This is a genomic window from Lachnospiraceae bacterium, assembly GCA_022794035.1.
GTDB lineage: Bacteria > Bacillota > Clostridia > Lachnospirales > Bianqueaceae > CALWPV01.
Window position 1 is genome coordinate 112,716 of record JAAWDX010000004.1, and the last position, 16,768, is coordinate 129,483.

20 protein-coding genes are annotated in these 16,768 nt (G+C 46.7%); 7 read left to right on the top strand and 13 right to left on the bottom strand.

The features are described from left to right. Positions 1-10: 10 nt before the first annotated feature. From hisF to HFE64_04550, 10 genes are all read right to left on the bottom strand, one after another. Positions 11-772: an imidazole glycerol phosphate synthase subunit HisF gene (gene hisF, locus HFE64_04505; protein MCI8632730.1), complete on the bottom strand. Its 762-nt coding sequence runs from the start codon at positions 770-772 to the stop codon at positions 11-13. After that, positions 766-1,482: a 1-(5-phosphoribosyl)-5-[(5-phosphoribosylamino)methylideneamino]imidazole-4-carboxamide isomerase gene (hisA, locus tag HFE64_04510; GenBank protein ID MCI8632731.1), complete on the bottom strand. Its 717-nt coding sequence runs from the start codon at positions 1,480-1,482 to the stop codon at positions 766-768. The genes hisF and hisA overlap by 7 nt, the downstream gene beginning before the upstream one ends. A 26-nt stretch (positions 1,483-1,508) precedes the next feature. Then, positions 1,509-2,135 carry an imidazole glycerol phosphate synthase subunit HisH gene (hisH, locus tag HFE64_04515; protein MCI8632732.1) on the bottom strand — a complete coding sequence of 209 codons (627 nt, stop codon included), beginning with the start codon at positions 2,133-2,135 and terminating at the stop codon, positions 1,509-1,511. Between the two features lie 19 nt (positions 2,136-2,154). Beyond that, positions 2,155-2,745 carry an imidazoleglycerol-phosphate dehydratase HisB gene (gene hisB, locus HFE64_04520; GenBank protein MCI8632733.1) on the bottom strand — a complete coding sequence of 197 codons (591 nt, stop codon included), beginning with the start codon at positions 2,743-2,745 and terminating at the stop codon, positions 2,155-2,157. Beyond that, complete coding sequence (locus tag HFE64_04525) at positions 2,742-3,791, bottom strand: histidinol-phosphate transaminase (GenBank protein ID MCI8632734.1); 1,050 nt, start codon at positions 3,789-3,791, stop codon at positions 2,742-2,744. The genes hisB and HFE64_04525 overlap by 4 nt, the downstream gene beginning before the upstream one ends. Then, the gene (gene hisD / locus HFE64_04530) at positions 3,791-5,074 is read right to left on the bottom strand and encodes a histidinol dehydrogenase (GenBank protein ID MCI8632735.1); all 1,284 of its coding nucleotides are present in this window, start codon (positions 5,072-5,074) and stop codon (positions 3,791-3,793) included. The genes HFE64_04525 and hisD overlap by 1 nt, the downstream gene beginning before the upstream one ends. Continuing rightward, positions 5,071-5,694, bottom strand: coding sequence for an ATP phosphoribosyltransferase (locus HFE64_04535; protein ID MCI8632736.1), 624 nt, complete (start codon positions 5,692-5,694; stop codon positions 5,071-5,073). Before HFE64_04535 ends, hisD begins: the two co-directional genes overlap by 4 nt. Further along, positions 5,688-6,683, bottom strand: a complete 996-nt coding sequence (locus HFE64_04540) for a hypothetical protein (protein MCI8632737.1) — start codon at positions 6,681-6,683, stop codon at positions 5,688-5,690. The genes HFE64_04535 and HFE64_04540 overlap by 7 nt, the downstream gene beginning before the upstream one ends. Beyond that, positions 6,677-7,381 (bottom strand): ABC transporter ATP-binding protein, encoded by a 705-nt coding sequence (locus HFE64_04545; protein MCI8632738.1) that lies wholly within the window; start codon positions 7,379-7,381, stop codon positions 6,677-6,679. The genes HFE64_04540 and HFE64_04545 overlap by 7 nt, the downstream gene beginning before the upstream one ends. A gap of 108 nt (positions 7,382-7,489) precedes the next feature. Further along, complete coding sequence (locus HFE64_04550) at positions 7,490-8,023, bottom strand: 4'-phosphopantetheinyl transferase superfamily protein (protein MCI8632739.1); 534 nt, start codon at positions 8,021-8,023, stop codon at positions 7,490-7,492. A 166-nt stretch (positions 8,024-8,189) separates the two neighbouring features. Here HFE64_04550 and HFE64_04555 point away from each other — a divergent pair, with 166 nt between their 5' ends. The 7 genes from HFE64_04555 to HFE64_04585 all read left to right on the top strand — a co-directional run bounded on the left by HFE64_04555 (position 8,190) and on the right by HFE64_04585 (position 13,600). Beyond that, a complete protein-coding gene (locus HFE64_04555; GenBank protein ID MCI8632740.1) occupies positions 8,190-8,555 on the top strand; it encodes a spore coat associated protein CotJA in 366 nt (121 codons plus the stop codon). A gap of 17 nt (positions 8,556-8,572) precedes the next feature. Next, positions 8,573-8,893 carry a spore coat protein CotJB gene (locus HFE64_04560; protein MCI8632741.1) on the top strand — a complete coding sequence of 107 codons (321 nt, stop codon included), beginning with the start codon at positions 8,573-8,575 and terminating at the stop codon, positions 8,891-8,893. 14 nt (positions 8,894-8,907) lie between these two features. Next, on the top strand, positions 8,908-9,480 hold the full coding sequence (locus HFE64_04565) for a manganese catalase family protein (GenBank protein MCI8632742.1): 573 nt from the start codon (positions 8,908-8,910) through the stop codon (positions 9,478-9,480). A 224-nt stretch (positions 9,481-9,704) separates the two neighbouring features. Further along, positions 9,705-10,550 carry a sugar phosphate isomerase/epimerase gene (locus HFE64_04570; protein MCI8632743.1) on the top strand — a complete coding sequence of 282 codons (846 nt, stop codon included), beginning with the start codon at positions 9,705-9,707 and terminating at the stop codon, positions 10,548-10,550. Positions 10,551-10,580: 30 nt separating this feature from the next. Next, positions 10,581-11,648: a Gfo/Idh/MocA family oxidoreductase gene (locus HFE64_04575; GenBank protein ID MCI8632744.1), complete on the top strand. Its 1,068-nt coding sequence runs from the start codon at positions 10,581-10,583 to the stop codon at positions 11,646-11,648. Between the two features lie 106 nt (positions 11,649-11,754). Then, complete coding sequence (locus HFE64_04580; protein ID MCI8632745.1) at positions 11,755-12,633, top strand: sugar phosphate isomerase/epimerase; 879 nt, start codon at positions 11,755-11,757, stop codon at positions 12,631-12,633. 88 nt (positions 12,634-12,721) lie between these two features. Then, positions 12,722-13,600: a sugar phosphate isomerase/epimerase gene (locus tag HFE64_04585; protein MCI8632746.1), complete on the top strand. Its 879-nt coding sequence runs from the start codon at positions 12,722-12,724 to the stop codon at positions 13,598-13,600. Positions 13,601-13,643: 43 nt separating this feature from the next. Here the strand turns inward: HFE64_04585 and thiI are convergent, their stop codons facing one another. Genes thiI through HFE64_04600 form a run of 3 tightly spaced genes read right to left on the bottom strand, consistent with a single transcriptional unit; the run spans position 13,644 to position 16,766 of the window. Further along, positions 13,644-14,825, bottom strand: a complete 1,182-nt coding sequence (gene thiI, locus HFE64_04590) for a tRNA 4-thiouridine(8) synthase ThiI (GenBank protein MCI8632747.1) — start codon at positions 14,823-14,825, stop codon at positions 13,644-13,646. Between the two features lie 18 nt (positions 14,826-14,843). Beyond that, positions 14,844-16,007, bottom strand: coding sequence for a cysteine desulfurase (locus HFE64_04595; GenBank protein MCI8632748.1), 1,164 nt, complete (start codon positions 16,005-16,007; stop codon positions 14,844-14,846). A 21-nt stretch (positions 16,008-16,028) separates the two neighbouring features. Continuing rightward, positions 16,029-16,766, bottom strand: coding sequence for a 16S rRNA (uracil(1498)-N(3))-methyltransferase (locus tag HFE64_04600; protein ID MCI8632749.1), 738 nt, complete (start codon positions 16,764-16,766; stop codon positions 16,029-16,031). Positions 16,767-16,768: the final 2 nt, after the last annotated feature.

The window sequence follows — 16,768 nt, forward strand, 5'->3', positions numbered from 1 at the left end:
CTGTTCCTCCTTAATTTGTTTGTCTGACAACAATCTGATTCTGTGCCAGATAAGCCTTAAGCTCCGCAATCTTCACCTCTTGATAATGAAAGATGGAAGCGGCCAGTCCTGCACTGACACTGGGCAGACTTTGAAAAAGCTGTAAAAAATCCTCTTTCTTTCCGGCACCGCCGGAAGCAATAATGGGTACTGCATATTCAGTCAGCTCTGCAAGCATTTTCAAATCAAAGCCTTGCTTCACGCCGTCCATGTCCATGCTGTTGAGCACGATCTCGCCTGCTCCCCGCTCTACGCCCTCTTTGACCCATGCTTTTAGCAGGCGGCCTGTATCTTCGCGGCCTCCCTTGGTAAATACATGAAATTCTCCGTTTACCCGCTTAGCGTCAACGGAAAGCACTACGCATTGGTCGCCGTATTTTTGGGCGGCTTCTTCGATGAGCGCTGGATTTTTCAGCGCTCCTGAATTGACGCTGACCTTGTCAGCTCCGCTTGCGAGAACCCGATCAAAATCCTGCAGGCTCTCAATGCCTCCGCCTACGGTTAGGGGAATAAAGATCTGTTTGGCTACCTCTCTTACCATATCGGTAAAGATCTTGCGCCCTTCTGCCGAGGCCGTAATATCGTAAAATACCAGCTCGTCAGCCCCTGCTTCATTATAAAACGCTGCCATAGCAACAGGATCCTCTACATCACGGATTCCCTCAAACTGTCTTCCTTTTACCACGCGGCCGCTTCTCACATCTAAGCAGGGAATGATCCTTTTGGCTAACATTCTGCCACCTCCAACACCTTTTTTAGGTCCAGCATGCCTTCATAGAGGGCTTTGCCGACGATGGCTCCGGCTATACCGATGTCCTTTAGCTTTTCAATCTCCTCCAGATAGGTGATGCCGCCGGAGGCGATAATGGGAATCGTCAGCTCTTCCTTAAGCTGCTTATACAGTGGCAAATTGGTGCCGCATAGCCCTCCGTCCTTTGCGATATCAGTATAAATGACCGCGCAGACGCCTAGCTTCTCCAATTCTTTGCAAAAGGCTGCTGCCGAAAGCGCGGTTACTTCCTTCCATCCTCGTAGGGCAACCCTGCCTTTCTTGGCATCAACGCCCACTACAATTTGCTGCTGATACCGGTCGACCATCTTTTGCAGAAAGGAAAAATCTTCAGCTGCCGCAGTGCCTAAGATGACCCGGCTGACTCCCGTTTCTAAATAGCGCTGGATGCGCTCCTCGGTGCGAATGCCGCCGCCTACCTCAATCTGCAGCTGACTGCCCTCTACCAGCTGACGAATGGTTTCAAAATGGCTCATACTGCCATCGCGCGCGCCTGCTAAATCTACCAGATGCAGCCGTTTAGCCCCTGCCGCTTCAAAATAAGTCAAAATTTCCTTAGGGTTATCAAAATATACCTTTACGTCTTGATATTGCCCCTGCGTAAGGCGGACGGCCTTTCCGTCCAATAAATCAATTGCCGGCCAAATCTGCATGACGGTATCTCCTTTTCTGCTGAGTATTACAGACGATTTGCCAAAGCAGCAAACTGCTGCAGTAGAGCAAGCCCCTCTTTTCCGCTTTTTTCCGGATGAAACTGCATTCCATAAATCAATCCTTTTCCTACAACCGCCGGAATCGATAGGCCTTCATATTCTGCATCGGCCAGCAAGACAGAGCCGCATTCACAGGCATAATAAGAATGCACAAAATAAACGCTGGAATGCGCTGACAACGGGGAAAGGATCGGATCCTGCTTCACCTTCCGAAGCTGATTCCACCCCATGTGAGGAACCAAAGCCTTAGGGTTTGGTATAGCCTGCCGGAGCGCATGAATGGTACCAGGCAAAAGACCAAGGCCTGCATGTTCCCCATATTCATAGCTTTTTTCAAATAAAAGCTGCATCCCCAGGCAGATTCCAAGCAGCGGCTTTCCCTTCTGTGCCTGCCGGATGACGAGTTCCCCGAGCTTAGATTCCTTCAGCTTTTGAGCTGCATCCCCAAACGCACCGACGCCAGGCAAAATGATGCCGTCTGCCGCTTCTATCGTGGCAGGATCTTTTGTCAGCTGACTCTCAATATGCAGATGTGCCAATGAGGCTGTGAGCGAAAATATATTGCCAACTCCATAATCAATCACGGCAATCATAGTAGGCAGCTTCCTCCTTTTATATCAAAATGCCCTTTGTAGAGGGGATCTCATCCTTGGCCAGCGGATCCTTTGCGCAGGCCTGCTGCAAAGCCTTCCCAAATGTTTTAAAAAGGCATTCCAAAATATGATGCGTATTTTCTCCGGCAAGCTGTTTAATATGAAGCGTCGCGCCCGCATGGCGGGAAAAACCCAGAAAAAACTCTTTGGCAAGCTCCGTATCAAAATTCCCTACCTTCTGCGCATTTAAAGCTATATCATAGTTTAGATAGCTGCGTCCGCACAGGTCAAGCCCAACCAGCAAAAATGCGTCATCCATCGGTAAGGCAGCGCTCCCATAGCGCTGAATGCCCCGCATATCGCCCAGCGCCTTAGCAAGCGCCTGGCCGAATACAATGCCAATATCCTCCACCGAATGATGTGCATCTACTTCCAGATCGCCCTGACATTGAACGCTCAAATTAAAACGGCTCTGCTTTGTCATAGCTGTCAGCATGTGATCTAAAAAACCAATGCCTGTTTGTGCCTGGCAGATACCGCTGCCCTCTACCTGTAACCGCAGCTCAATTTGTGTCTCATTTGTTTTTCTTGTAATCAATGCTTCTCTCAATTTAGGAGTACCTCAAATAATTTTCGTTTAAATTGTTCCATTTCATTCTTGGTGCCAATCGTAACCCGAATGTAGTCCTCAATCAGCGGCTGATTAAAATGACGTACTAAAATTCCTTTTTCTCTAAGGCGCTGATACAGCTGATGTCCAGTAAACTCCGGGCACCGGAGCCACAAAAAGTTTGCCTTTGAATCCGTGACCTCGATAGCATGCTGACGAAGCTCTGCGATAAGCTGATCTCTCGTCTCCCTAATCTGCGTGCATGTCCACTGAAAGTATTCCTCATCTAGTACAGCCATGGCACCAGCCTTTAAGGTAAAACGGGAAATGGTATAAGAATTAAAGGAATTTTTTATCCGCTCCAGCGCTTCAATCAGATGGGCCTGCCCCATGGCAAAGCCTAACCGTGCGCCGGCAAGCGCCCTGGATTTAGAAAAGGTTTGAATAACCAGCAAATTAGGATATTGATGAATATAAGGGACCATGGACTGCGCCCCAAAGTCCACATACGCTTCATCTACAATCAAAAGCCGCTGCGGATGACGCGTTAAAAATTCAACCATGTCCTGCACAGGGATCGCAAGCCCTGTCGGCGCATTGGGATTGGCGATAATAACCGGCCCCTCCAGAGCATCATAATCCTTTAAGTTTAGTTCAAATTTTTCTCTGAGTGGAACAATATGTTCTTGCAGCTTAAATAGCCGCGCATACACGGGATAAAAGCTATAGCTGATATTGGGATGCGCTATTTCCTTATCCATAAGTGCCATAAAGGTAAATGCCAGGATTTCATCACTGCCATTGCCTACAAACACTTCATTTACATCCAGCTGGGCGCGCGCTGCCAGAATTGAACGCAGATTCTCTGCGGTAGGGTCCGGATATAGCCTTAAATTTTCCGCTGCAAAATCTAGCTGATTGAGCCATGGCGTTGGTGGATAAGGACATTCATTGGTATTTAATTTGATATATTGCTGATCCTGCGGCTGTTCGCCTGGCGTATAAGGCAGAGCCTGCTCTGCCATCGGACTCCAAAAGAGATGCATCACCGCGCCTCCCCGCGGATCTCCGCTGCTCTGGCATGTGCTTCTAAGCCTTCTGCTCTGGCGAGCTTAGCAATTTTATCACTCACTGTCAAAAGTGATTCTTTTGTATAATACGTGATCTGTGATTTTTTAATAAAATCATCCACAGAAAGCGGCGATGCAAATTTAGCAGTACCGCTGGTTGGCAGCGTATGGTTAGGGCCTGCCCAATAATCTCCAAGAGATTCTGGCGCATAAGCGCCTAAGAAAACAGAGCCTGCATTTTTTACCTGACTCAGCAAATCAAACGGATGCCGCGTATAGATCTCTAAATGTTCTGGCGCGATTTCATTCGCCACCTCCATAGCCTGCGCCAAGGATGTCACATGAAAAATCCGGCCGTACTCCTGTAATGAGGCCTCTGCAATCTCTCTCCTCGGCAGCTCCTTCAGCTGTCTTTGCAGTTCCTTTTCTGTTTTTTCTGCTATCTCCAAACTATCCGTGACTAAAATAGCACAGGCAAGCTTATCGTGCTCTGCCTGCGATAACAGATCTGCTGCCAAATGAGACGGATCTGCCGAATCATCTGCTACAATCAAAATCTCGCTAGGTCCGGCGATCATGTCAATATCCACTTGTCCAAACACCATTTTCTTGGCCATAGCCACATAAATATTTCCGGGACCAACAATTTTATATACCTTAGGAATTGATTCTGTTCCATAGCTAAGGGCAGCGATCGCCTGGGCGCCTCCAACCCTAAATACTTTGTCTACACCGGCGACATAAGCAGCTGCCAAAATCATATCTGCAATCTCTCCCGTTTGGCTGGGAGGCGACACCAAAATCAGCTCCTCCACGCCAGCCAGCTTGGCCGGCACTGCATTCATAAGAACCGTAGACGGATAGGCCGCTGTTCCTCCCGGCACATAAATGCCTACCTTTTCAATTGGATTGATCAATTGCCCAAGCACGATTCCCTGCTGCTCATGTATCATAAAATCATGCTTTAACTGCTTTTCATGGTAGCGCCGGATTTGGTCGCAGGCTTCCTGCAAAATCACTTGCAATTCTTTTGAAATTCTGTCAAAGGCAGCCCGTATTTCCTCTTTACTGACTTCAAGCTGCGGCGTATCCGCATGGTCAAACTTTTGGTTATATCGCTTTACCGCCGCATCCCCGTTTTTTTCTACATCTGCTAAAATGTCCTTTACAGCCGCATTGACCTCGTCATATGCAAACTGACTTCTCATTGGAATCTGATCCTGCCATTTTTCTTTCCTAAGCTCTGTGACTGCAATCATGCGCATTCTATCTCCTTTAATCGATTCACAACCTCATCGATTCTGTCTTGCTTAAATCGATAGCTTGCTTTATTAACAATAACTCTTGCTGATATGGGCATAAAGCGGTCGATGACCGCCAAATGATTCTCTTTTAGCGTCGTTCCTGTTTCTACAATATCTACAATGACATCCGAAAGCCCCAGCACCGGCGCCAGTTCAATGGAACCATTCAGATGAATAAGCTCTATATCCCGTCCTTGTCTGGCATAATGCTTTCTCGCAATATTTTCAAATTTAGTGGCCACCCGAAGCTTTCGGCTGAAATCCTCTTGATAATCCTCTTTGGCAGCAACAGCCATATGACAGCGCCCAAACCCTAAATCAAGCATTTCGTATACATCTGCTTCTTTTTCTACCAGGATATCTTTACCGGCGACTCCTAAATCGGCAGCGCCCTTTTCTACATAAACAGCCACATCAACAGGTTTAACCAGCAAAAACCTCAGTCCTGCCTGTGTATCCTCCAGCACTAGCTTACGTCCAATATCCTCCATAGCGCTGCACGCATATCCGGCTCTTTTTAAAAGCGCATACACCTGCTCACCCAATCGGCCCTTAGGAAGTGCAATGGTCAGCATATGGTCTCCTCCTTCCTTTTCCAAACAGGCTCTAGCGCCTCCAGATCAATCGCAAATCCAATGGCGCCACATCTTTTTTGAGCGGAAGGCAAAAAGCGTTTAGCTAAATGATCATAGCGTCCGCCGGAAAGTACATAGCTGCTGCACCCTTGCAAAAAGCCTTGAAAGACCAGCCCGTTATAATAGCTTAACGGATTCACTAAAGAGAAGTCCAATATAACCTTTTGCCCCGGAAGCTCAGAAAGCTGAGAAACTTGAGCACATACCTCCTCTGCAGCGCTTTGAAGCTCTTGACCCAGCTGCTCTTTTTTTATGATTTCTAAGACCTTTTCCGGCCTGCCGGTCAGCACTGGCGCAGCCGTAAGCTTTTTTTGCTCCTGAAGCGGACATCCTGCTCCTTCTAAAAATGTTTTCAGATCATGCCTGTTTTTCTGCGCAATATAGAGCAGGATTTGATCTCTGATCTCAGAGCTTTGCTTGATATACCATTCATTATTAAGTAAAAATCCCATATGGGACAGTACCAAAACCGTACGATCTCCTAAACAAGCCAGCGCCTGCTGTGCCAGAGCCAGCACCTCGCTGCCATCACTAGCCGCTTCCTTTTCAATCGCCTCTGCTCCGAACTGGGCATGCGCTTCATATTGATGTGTATCGGAGGATAACCGAAATACATTTTCTTTATAATAAACCTTATAAACCGGATCCGGCTGATAAGCCGCCTGTTTCATAACCGAAAGTGTGACATCGGGACGAAGCGCATATAACTTTCCATAGGGGTCTGTGAAGGTAAGCATTTTATCGCCCTCTAAAAAGGCCCTGTTTTGATCAAATAGTTCATATTCATCAAATTGTCCCAAGCGGCATCTTTTATAGCCTGCCCGCCGAAATAAGCTGATCAGCTCTATTTCCTTGCGTTCCTGAGCGCTTAGACTGAGCATCGTATCCACCCCTTTCTCCCTGCCCATATAGCATTTCTTAATCACCATTCAATTTGCTCTATCGGCACAGGTTTTGGATTCATTTGCATCTGACTGACTTGTCCGTTCTTAATATGAATCACGCGATCCGCCATAGCCGTCAGCGCCTGATTATGCGTAATCACAATGACGGTTTTCCCGGTTTCTCTGCAACACCCCTGCAGTAACTTTAAAATCGTCTTTCCCGTATGATAATCCAAAGCCCCTGTCGGTTCATCGCATAATAAAACCTTGGGATTTTTAGCAATCGCTCTCGCAATCGCTACGCGCTGCTGTTCGCCGCCAGACAGCTGGGCCGGAAAATTGTCCATCCGATCCTCCAGTCCTACTGCGCTTAACGCCTCCTTAGGATCCAGCGGATCCCTGCAAATCTCGGAGGCCAGCTCTACATTTTCCAGGGCCGTTAGATTTTGTACCAAATTATAAAACTGAAAAACAAATCCTACATCATATCGGCGGTAATTGGTCAGCTCCTTTTCATTCAGCTCTCCGATTGATATGCCGTCCAGCAGGATTTTGCCTTCATCACATGAATCCATTCCGCCAAGCATATTCAGCACCGTCGTTTTTCCAGCTCCGCTGGGACCGACAATAACACAAAACTCTCCCTGACCAATCTGAAAGGAAATATGATCAGCCGCAGCAATTTTATGTTCACCCATCTGATAATATTTACACACATTTTGAAATTCAATAAACGCTGTCATTTTCCTTATACTCGGTTTATCCGCAGCCGAGTCCGTCCCTCCTTTACCGATGATAATTATGCCCATTATAAGTTGACCATTTCAAGCCGTCAAGCAAAAATTCGCGCTTTATAAATATTTTAACTGTACCGCGGCCGGTTCCCTCGTACAGATGGTTAATACATAGCCCTTCTCCAGCCATACTTCTTGGAATGCAGCCGAAACAGTAAAGACGGAAAACTCTCTAAAATGTGCGTCGATGCCGGCCCCCGTAAGCTTTACATAGCTTTCTTTTCTCGTCCATATACGGTAAAAATCATCAAATCCTGATTTTTCCAATTCATTTACCTCTTGCGGATGAAAAAAACGCCGTGCCAGCGCCTCATAGCGAACTGCCCGCATTTCCTGCACATCAACGCCAATCTCGTCATAAGCCAGTGCGAGGACCCACCATCGACCGCTATGGCTAATCGAAAGCTTTAAAGGAATCCCCTCAAAAAAGGGCTTGCCTCGCTTAGTTCTGCCAATTTTATATTCCGCCGGCGGAAAATCAGGCGCAAAATCCTGTACGGCCAAGGAAAGCCGCTCCCCGACCAAGCGCACGTCTGTAATCGAAAATACATATAAGCCTGCATCTACCATAGCCGATTTTCCTTTCTGCATTGATAATTATTCAATTTTAGCATGAATCCAAGGTTTTTACCAGCAAAATTTACTTTTGCCTTTTAAGACTCAGTAACAAGAAAAAGCTGCTAAACATATGTTAAGAAAGAGAAGAAACATGATGGTATGTTTTTTCAAATCAATATGGTTTTAGGAGGGAATTGCCATGGCAATTTGTGCAAATCAAGGGCGCATGTATATGGGAACTGCCCGGCAGTGTATGGAAGCCAGAGATTGCTGTCAGACAGCAGTGCAGCCATCTCCTGCTCCTGTGCGGATGCAGAGAAGACAAGGCACCTGCAGCTGCGTCCGGGAAGCAGATCGACAGACGATCCGCACTGCAGAAAGACGAATCTTTACCTGTCCGGAGGATGGCTGCGAACCGCAAAGCCTATGCGCCGGTCTTCCGCTGGCTGCTGCTTATGTAAATCCCCAGCCCTATACCGGTCTGGTGGATCCTGATACGGCTTTAAACAGAGGAAGCGCTTTTAATAATTTATATGATCCCTGGAATCCTGGGCGTCATTGTTAAGAAGGGGGGCATATATTATGATGAATCGCGAGTGTCAGAGAGACGGAGGCTGTATGGCCTGCAGAAATACCCAAAGAGATCGTGAATCGCTCTTATGGGAAATTCATAAGACTGACTTTCTCATTAACGATCTTCAGCTATATTTGGATAATCATCCGGATTGTGAAGCTGCTTTGGAGGATTTCAATCGATTAAGCGACCTGAGTATGGAATTGAAAGAAGAATTTCATCACCTTTATGGTCCTATTATCAATAATGGCTATCAGACCAGTGAACTTCCCTGGCAATGGACGAATGATCCCTGGCCTTGGCAGCGCTGCTTCATGAGCGGACAATAAAGGAGGAAGCAATTATGTGGTATTATGAAAAAAAATTACAGTATCCTGTCAATATTAAACGCTGTGACCTGAGAATGGCTAAGGTTTTAGCGGCACAGCTCGGCGGCCCCGACGGAGAACTGGCAGCTAGTCTGCGCTATATGAGCCAGCGCTATATCATGCCGACCGGAAAAACGAAGGGACTGTTGACTGATATTTCAACAGAAGAGCTCGCCCATGTTGAAATGATCTCCGCTATGATGTTTCAGCTAATGGAGGGAGCTACGCCGGCGCAGCTTCAGGAAGCGGGTCTTGCCGGATATTACACGCAGCATGGCCGCAGTGTTTTTCCGGCAGACGCCAATGGGGTGCCTTTTACCTCCGCCTATTTCCAGTCTATGGAAGATCCGATCACAAACCTGCATGAGGATATGGCTGCAGAACAAAAAGCCAGAACCACGTATGAGAATCTGATGAGCCAAACGGATGATCCGGATATTCTGGAGCCACTTCGCTTTTTACGTCAGCGTGAAGTGATTCATTTCCAACGCTTCGGCGAAGCATTAGATGATATTCACTTTTTAAATGGAATGAAAAAGATTCATTAAAATCAAATGCTGTCAGCGCAGGCTTCCTCAAGAGGTCTGCGCTGATTTTTATTTTATACTCTCCGATATTTTAAAACTATTTTAAAATATCGCTAAAATCACTTGAAATTTATTATGCAGTGTGTTATAGTATAGTCAATATGTGAATGAAAGCATTGTGCATTCCTTTGAATTTCTGAGGAAATGCATCCTTTCTTTCCATCTATACTGAGGAGGTTTTTCCTATGTACAATTATCCTATCGGTGTCATTCTGGATTCTTTCCGTACTGACATCCCCACTGCGCTGGATAAGGCCGTTAAAGTAGGTGCTCAAGGCTTGCAGGTATATGCAACTACCGGAGAAATGAGCCCTGAAAATCTGGTCGGCGCAAAAAGAAAAGAATTTAAGGATATGGTTGCTTCTCACGGTTTGGAGATTTCTGCCCTTTGTGGAGATTTGGGCGAAGGTTTTTCCAACCCTAAGAAGAATCCTGAATTAATTGAGAAATCCAAACGTATTTTGGATTTGGCTGTTGAACTGGGAACCAACGTCGTTACCACTCATATCGGCGTCGTTCCTACTGACCCTCGCCATCCTCGCTATGCTATCATGCAGGACGCTTGTGGTCAGCTGGCTGAGTATGCAGATTCTTTAAACGCTCACTTTGCGATTGAAACCGGCCCTGAGGAAGCTATGGTTTTACGTTGCTTCTTAGATGGTCTTCACAGCACCGGTGTAGCTGTTAACCTGGATCCTGCTAACTTTGTTATGGTAACCGGCGATGATCCGGTAAGAGCCGTTTATACTTTGCGTGAATACATTGTTCACACACATGCTAAGGACGGCGTTCGCTTCTACTATGAGGATCCGATCGTAGTATACAGTGGTCATTCCGCTGAAGACGTAATCGTTACCTCTGCTGCTTTCGAAGAGAAAGCACTTGGTGAGGGTGCTGTCGATTATGATCGGTATCTGGCTGCTCTGGAGGATATTGGATACAAAGGATATCTGACCATCGAGCGTGAAGTGGGCGATGATCCTGAAGCTGACATCGCGAAAGCTGTTGCTTTCTTAAAAAGCAAGTTTTAATAAACTTAATTAAAAAAGGAGACGTTTACAATGGACAAGATTAAAGTTGCGATTGTTGGTACCGGTACTATTTCCAACGAGCACATCCGCGCTTACCAGAACAACCCCAATGTAGAGCTGTATGCTTTCTGTGATCTGGATGAAGCTAAGGTAAAAAGAATGGCTGAACAATATGGTGTTAGCCGTACTTACACCGATGAAGAGACCATGCTTAAGGAGCTGCCTGAAATTGATGCAGTCAGCATCTGCGTATGGAACAGCAACCATATGCCCTGTACCGTTATGGCTTTGAATTATGGTAAAAATGTTCTTTGCGAGAAGCCGATGGCTACCTCTGCTGAAGAAGCTCGTATCATGAAGGCTGCTGCTGACAAGGCTGGCAAGCTTTTGATGATTGGTTTTGTACGTCGTTATGGTAATGATACCGCTATTTTCAAGGATTTCCAGGAGCAGGATTACTTTGGTGAGATCTACTGGGCTAAAGCACAGTATATTCGCCGCAATGGTAACCCCGGCGGCTGGTTTGGCGAAAAGGCTAAATCTGGTGGCGGTCCTCTGATCGATCTTGGCGTTCATGTTATCGACTTAACTCGTTACATGATCGGCAATCCGAAGCCTGTATCTGTATACGGTGCTACCTTCCAGAAATTATTTGATCGTCGTAACCTGAAGACTCCCAAAGGATATGTATCTTCTTCTCACACCGATCATGACATCTGCGATGTAGAGGATGCTGCTACAGCTATGATCCGCTACGACAATGGCGCTGTTGTACAGGTTGAGGTTTCCTTCTCCCTGAATGTTGAGAAAGAAAGCGGCGTTATCGAACTGTTCGGTACCAAGGGCGGTGCTAAGATTGATCCTGAGCTGAAACTGATGAGCGAAGCTAACGGATACATGACCGACACCACTCTGAAGGCTCGCACCGCTATGAACATGGGCGTTATTTTCCAGAACGAGATCAATCACTTTGTTGATTGCGTTCAGAATGGTACTCAGTGCAAATCTCCTGCTGAAGACGGTATTACCTTAATGGAAATTTTGGATGCCATCTTCGAGTCTGCTCGCACTGGTCATGAGGTTTTAATCAATCAATAATTGTTTTTCAGTACCTTCTGAAATTCATTAAAGATCGCTTGGCAAAGGCAGCTGCATCATGCAGCCTGCCTTTGCCTTATCTTGTATATTACGGAGGATATCTATTATGATGAAAACAGCTGTCAGCTCCTATAGCTTTATGCAGGCGCTTAGAAACGGAAGCCTAACGCTTATGGAGTGTATTGGCAAGGCCAAGGAAATTGGCTTTGATGCCATTGAATTTGTTGATTTTACTATGACCTCTACCCTTCCCGAAGGCATGACCCTGCTGGAATATGCCAAGTCTTTAAAAGCAGAATGTGATCGTGTTGGCCTGACGATTACTAACTATACTTGCTCTGCTGATTTTCAAAATAACGAAGTCGCTGCTGAGGTAGAGCGAATGAAGGGTCAGATTGACATCGCAGAGGCCATGGGTGCTATTGGCTGCCGTCATGATGCCTGCTGGGGCGCTAAAGACGGTAAACCGTATCAAAGCTTTGATTCTTTGATTCCCCGTCTGGCCGACGGTATCCGTCAGGTTACAGAGTATGCTGCGACCAAAGGCATTAAAACCATGATTGAAAACCATGGATTCTTTGCTCAGGATGCACTTCGTGTTGAAAAACTGATCAATGCTGTTAACCATCCGAATTTCGGCTGGCTCGTTGACATGGGCAACTTCACCTGTGCGGATGAGAATCCGGCAATTTCTGTCGGCATTGCCGCACCCTATGCCTTTAATGTGCATGCCAAAGATTTTATCATTAAACCGGCGGATGGTCCCAACCCGGGCAAATTCTTTATGCAGTCCAGAAATGGAAACTATCTGCGCGGTACGATTGTCGGACAGGGAAATGTACCGGTCAAGCACTGTCTGATTGCCCTTAAAAAAGCTGGGTATGACGGATATGTTGCCATCGAGTTTGAGGGTATGGAGGATTGCCTTCTTGCTCTGGAAGCCGGTCATGAAAACTTAAAACGCTATATCGAGGAGATTGCCTAATCTTTCTCCTATTAGGGCGCAGCCGTCTGGCCGCGCCCTTCTCTATTCTCATACACTATTTTACATTTAATTTGGAGGCTTTATCAATATGAAAACAGCCGTTAGTGTATACAGCTTTCATCAGGCAATCAAAGCAGGGCGCCTTACTGTCATGCAGTGCATTGCAAAAGCTAAGGAGATGGGCTTCGATGGATTTGAATTTGTAGATTTTGCTACCGCCCTCCCTGCTGAAACTTCCTACGTCAGCCGCGAGGAGTATGCTGCCGCTTTGCACGCAGAATGTGAGGCACAAGGCATTGCGGTCACTAATTATGCATTCGGCGCTGATTTTCAATCGCGTGATCTAAAAGAAGAGCTTGCAAGAGTTAAAAAAGAAATTGATATTGCAGAAATCCTAGGCGCTCCTATCATTCGCCATGATGTAGCCTATGGCAGCCATAACGGCCAATATGAAAGCTTTGATTCTATTCTTCCCCGCTTAGCAGGTGCAATTCGTGAGCTTACCGAATATGCTGCCGGCAAAGGAATTAAAACCACCGTAGAAAATCATGGAATCTTTGTTCAGGACGCACTCCGCGTTGAAAAGCTCATTAATGCTGTTCGCCATCCCAACTTTGGCTGGCTCGTTGATATGGGCAACTTTACCTGTGCAGATGAGAATCCGGCGGTCTCTGTTGGCATTGCCGCTCCTTACGCTTTTAATGTACATGCCAAGGATTTCATCATTAAGCCTGCTGACGGACCTAATCCCGGCAGATTTTTCTTTCAGTCCAGAAATGGCAATTATCTGCGCGGTACGATCGTCGGACAGGGAAATGTACCGGTTAAGCACTGCCTTAAAGCGCTGAAAAAGGCCGGCTATGACGGATATGTTGCAATTGAGTTCGAGGGCATTGAAGACTGTTTCCTAGCCTTAGAGGCTGGGCTGGAAAATCTAAAGCGCTATATCAGCGAAATAGATCAGTAATTCTAAAAAAAGGCTTTATGATTCGAATCATAAAGCCTTTTTTTTATTCGCCTATCTCGATCACTTCGCATCCCTCTACTGCTCTTGTAATCTGTTCCTCTAATTTGATAAGCGCCCGCTCACTTTTCTTCATATCCTCCAGCTTAGGACGTGTAACCGGATGCTTAGCCACAAAAATTGTGCAGCAATCTTCATATGGCAAAATGGATGTTTCAAATGTATCAATCCTCTGGGCAATATCGATAATTTCCTGCTTATCAAATCCAATCACCGGACGAAAAACTGGCAGCTTACAAACTTCATTCGTGCAGTAAAGACTAGCCAGCGTCTGACTGGCCACCTGCCCCAGACTCTCTCCTGTAATCAAGGCCTGAGCCTCTTCCTGCACGGCAATTCGTTCTGCAATTTGCATCATAACTCGCCTCATAATAATGGTCAGCTGTTCATGCGGGCATTTCTCATATATCTCCAGCTGAATTTCCGTAAACGGTACGACATAAAGCTTAATTTTTCCGGAATACAAGCTAACTCTGCGTGCTAATTCAACTACCTTTTCTTTTGCCCTATCCGTTGTATAAGGATGCGCATGAAAATATACAGCACATAGCTGCAGCCCTCGTTTAGCCATCATCCAGCCTGCCACAGGGCTATCAATTCCACCGGAAAGCAAAAGCGCTGCCTTCCCTGCCGTTCCTACCGGCATACCACCGGGGCCCGGAATTGTTTTACCATATACATATACCTGATTGCGCAGCTCCACATACAAATATACCTCAGGATGATGGACATCCACCTTCCACTCAGGAAATGCCGCCAATACACGGCTGCCCATTTCGCATGCGATTTCCATACTGGTCATCGGATACTTTTTATTGGCTCTCTTACATTCTACCTTAAACGTATGCTGTCCTGTATACTCCTGATGAATATGGCGCACCAGCGCTTTCTCTATGGTATCCAATTCATCATTTTCCAAAATCTCGACCGGACAGATCCCAATAATGCCGAATACTTTCTGCAGCCCCTCTATCGCACTTTCCATCCAGTCCTGTGTATTGTCTTTCGGTGCCGGAATAAATAAACGCCCCTGCTCCTTTTCAATCCACAGCTTTCCCAGACCCCGCAGCGTATGCTTGATATTTTTTATCAATACATTCTCAAAAATGGCCCGATTATTCCCCTTGATGGCAATCTCACCATATTTTACCAGAATTCCCTGATTCATTTGTTTTCCACCCTATTTTTATTTTCTAACAAACCGCCGTAGCATCGGTACAACCTGTTTCATTGCCGATACTACAGCCTGTATATCCTCTTCTGTATTATACCGCCCAAAACTAATCCGAAGCGATTCGTCAATTTCAGCAGCCGTTAATCCGATGGCATGAAGCGCAGGACTTTTTTCGTCCGGCTTATTCGATGCACAGGCTGACCCGGAGCTTACATAGATCCCATATTCCTCCAGTGCATGCAAAAGCACCTCTGAACGTACCTGTTCCACTCGTATGTTTAAGATATGCGCCGCCCCACCCTCCGGGCTTGCTCCATTGCATGTAATACCGTCTATCTCCTGCTGCAGTGCCTGAATCAGCTTAAGCTTCCATTGCTGCATCTTGGCTGTCAGCTCTTCATGCTGCTGCCACAGCTCTTCTGCTGCGGCTCCAAACCCTGCAATAAAAGGAACATTTTCCGTACCGGAACGAAAATGCCGTTCCTGACCTCCGCCCAAAATCAGACTGGGCAAATGAAGCCCTCGCCGAATATACAAAAATCCAATCCCTTTAGGACCATTGATCTTATGCGCACTTGTACTCATCAAATCGATTTCCCATCGTTTAGGGTATACAGGATACTTGGCAAAGCTCTGTACGGCATCCACATGAAACAAACATTCCGGCGTATTCTGATGAATCAGCTTTCCCATCTCCTGCACTGGATTGATGCAACCGGTTTCATTATTCACATGCAAACAGGTAACCAGAATCGTATCCGGTCTGATTTTTTGCTGCAAATCCTGCAGACGAATCTGTCCTGTCGCATCATTTTCCAGCTCCTCGACCTCATATCCCTGATCCTGTAAAAAACGCAGATTCTCTCTGGTTGCGGCATGCTCGCTGCGGCTAGTCAAGATGTGCTGTCCGCGCCGCTTCCCTCTCTCTGCTGCCCCTCTAATGGCCGTATTACTGCTCTCTGTTGCTCCGGATGTAAAAAATATCGTCTCCGGTTCTGCCATCAGGATCTGTGCCAGCTTCATACGGGCCTGCCTGATATACTTTTCAGCCTCCTGCCCCTTTCTGTGAAGAGAGGATGGATTTCCATAGGCGCTTTCCAAAACCTCCTTAATGAGCTGCACTGCCCTTTCACTCGGCTTTGTGGTTGCCGCATTATCTAAATAAACCTCTCTCATTTTCCGCCATCCACTTTCCTGTCACATTTGATCATATTCATATAAAATAAGGGCTGCCGCCGCCATGCCGGCTGTCTCTGTCCGCAAAATCCTAGGGCCTAAGCCTGCTGTCACTGCGCCTGCCCTTCGCAATGTCTCGATTTCCTCCGGCGCCCAGCCCCCTTCCGGCCCAATCCATACGGCAATCCTTTGCGGCCGCTCCTTCATTCCTCTCAAAATCTTTTTTAACGACTGATCCTTCGTCTCCTCATACAGTACCAGAACAAGGTCATAGTTGTCAAATGTTTTTATGCTTTCCTTCAGAGAAGCCACCGGATAAACCTGAGGCAGTACGCCGCGACCGCTCTGCTTGGCTGCCGACTCCGCAATTTTACTCCAGCGCATTCTCTTGCCTTCTGCTTTCTTTTGTTCCAGCTTGACCACGCTGCGCTCCGTCATCACCGGCACAAAACCACAGACTCCAATCTCCACCCCTTTTTGCAGGATCCATTCCATTTTTTCTGCCTTTGGCAGTCCCTGAAAAATCGTAATGGCAACCGCCGGCTCCGCCTGACACGGATATCGCTTTAGGATCCGGCATTTAATTTCTCCGGCCGCGGCCGAAAAAATTTCACAGGCATAATCCTGTCCCTGTCCGTCACATACGGTTATCCGGTCTCCCTGTTCCTTACGCAAAACATGGAGGATATGATGGGCGTCTTCTCGAATCACCAGAAAATCGCCCTGAACATCCTCCATCGGTATAAAAAACTTTGGCATAC

Coding starts and splice junctions, on each gene's coding strand:
- hisF (MCI8632730.1), bottom strand. CDS start 772: ATGTTAGCCAAAAGGATCATTCCCTGCTTAGATGTGAGAAGCGGCCGC.
- HFE64_04585 (MCI8632746.1), top strand. CDS start 12,722: ATGAAAACAGCCGTTAGTGTATACAGCTTTCATCAGGCAATCAAAGCA.
- HFE64_04565 (MCI8632742.1), top strand. CDS start 8,908: ATGTGGTATTATGAAAAAAAATTACAGTATCCTGTCAATATTAAACGC.
- HFE64_04535 (MCI8632736.1), bottom strand. CDS start 5,694: ATGCTGACCATTGCACTTCCTAAGGGCCGATTGGGTGAGCAGGTGTAT.
- HFE64_04575 (MCI8632744.1), top strand. CDS start 10,581: ATGGACAAGATTAAAGTTGCGATTGTTGGTACCGGTACTATTTCCAAC.
- HFE64_04525 (MCI8632734.1), bottom strand. CDS start 3,791: ATGCATCTCTTTTGGAGTCCGATGGCAGAGCAGGCTCTGCCTTATACG.
- hisH (MCI8632732.1), bottom strand. CDS start 2,135: ATGATTGCCGTGATTGATTATGGAGTTGGCAATATATTTTCGCTCACA.
- thiI (MCI8632747.1), bottom strand. CDS start 14,825: ATGAATCAGGGAATTCTGGTAAAATATGGTGAGATTGCCATCAAGGGG.
- HFE64_04595 (MCI8632748.1), bottom strand. CDS start 16,007: ATGAGAGAGGTTTATTTAGATAATGCGGCAACCACAAAGCCGAGTGAA.
- HFE64_04600 (MCI8632749.1), bottom strand. CDS start 16,766: ATGCCAAAGTTTTTTATACCGATGGAGGATGTTCAGGGCGATTTTCTG.
- HFE64_04550 (MCI8632739.1), bottom strand. CDS start 8,023: ATGCAGAAAGGAAAATCGGCTATGGTAGATGCAGGCTTATATGTATTT.
- HFE64_04540 (MCI8632737.1), bottom strand. CDS start 6,683: ATGGTGATTAAGAAATGCTATATGGGCAGGGAGAAAGGGGTGGATACG.
- hisA (MCI8632731.1), bottom strand. CDS start 1,482: ATGCAGATTTGGCCGGCAATTGATTTATTGGACGGAAAGGCCGTCCGC.
- HFE64_04570 (MCI8632743.1), top strand. CDS start 9,705: ATGTACAATTATCCTATCGGTGTCATTCTGGATTCTTTCCGTACTGAC.
- HFE64_04545 (MCI8632738.1), bottom strand. CDS start 7,381: ATGACAGCGTTTATTGAATTTCAAAATGTGTGTAAATATTATCAGATG.
- HFE64_04560 (MCI8632741.1), top strand. CDS start 8,573: ATGATGAATCGCGAGTGTCAGAGAGACGGAGGCTGTATGGCCTGCAGA.
- HFE64_04555 (MCI8632740.1), top strand. CDS start 8,190: ATGGCAATTTGTGCAAATCAAGGGCGCATGTATATGGGAACTGCCCGG.
- HFE64_04580 (MCI8632745.1), top strand. CDS start 11,755: ATGATGAAAACAGCTGTCAGCTCCTATAGCTTTATGCAGGCGCTTAGA.
- hisD (MCI8632735.1), bottom strand. CDS start 5,074: ATGATTGCAGTCACAGAGCTTAGGAAAGAAAAATGGCAGGATCAGATT.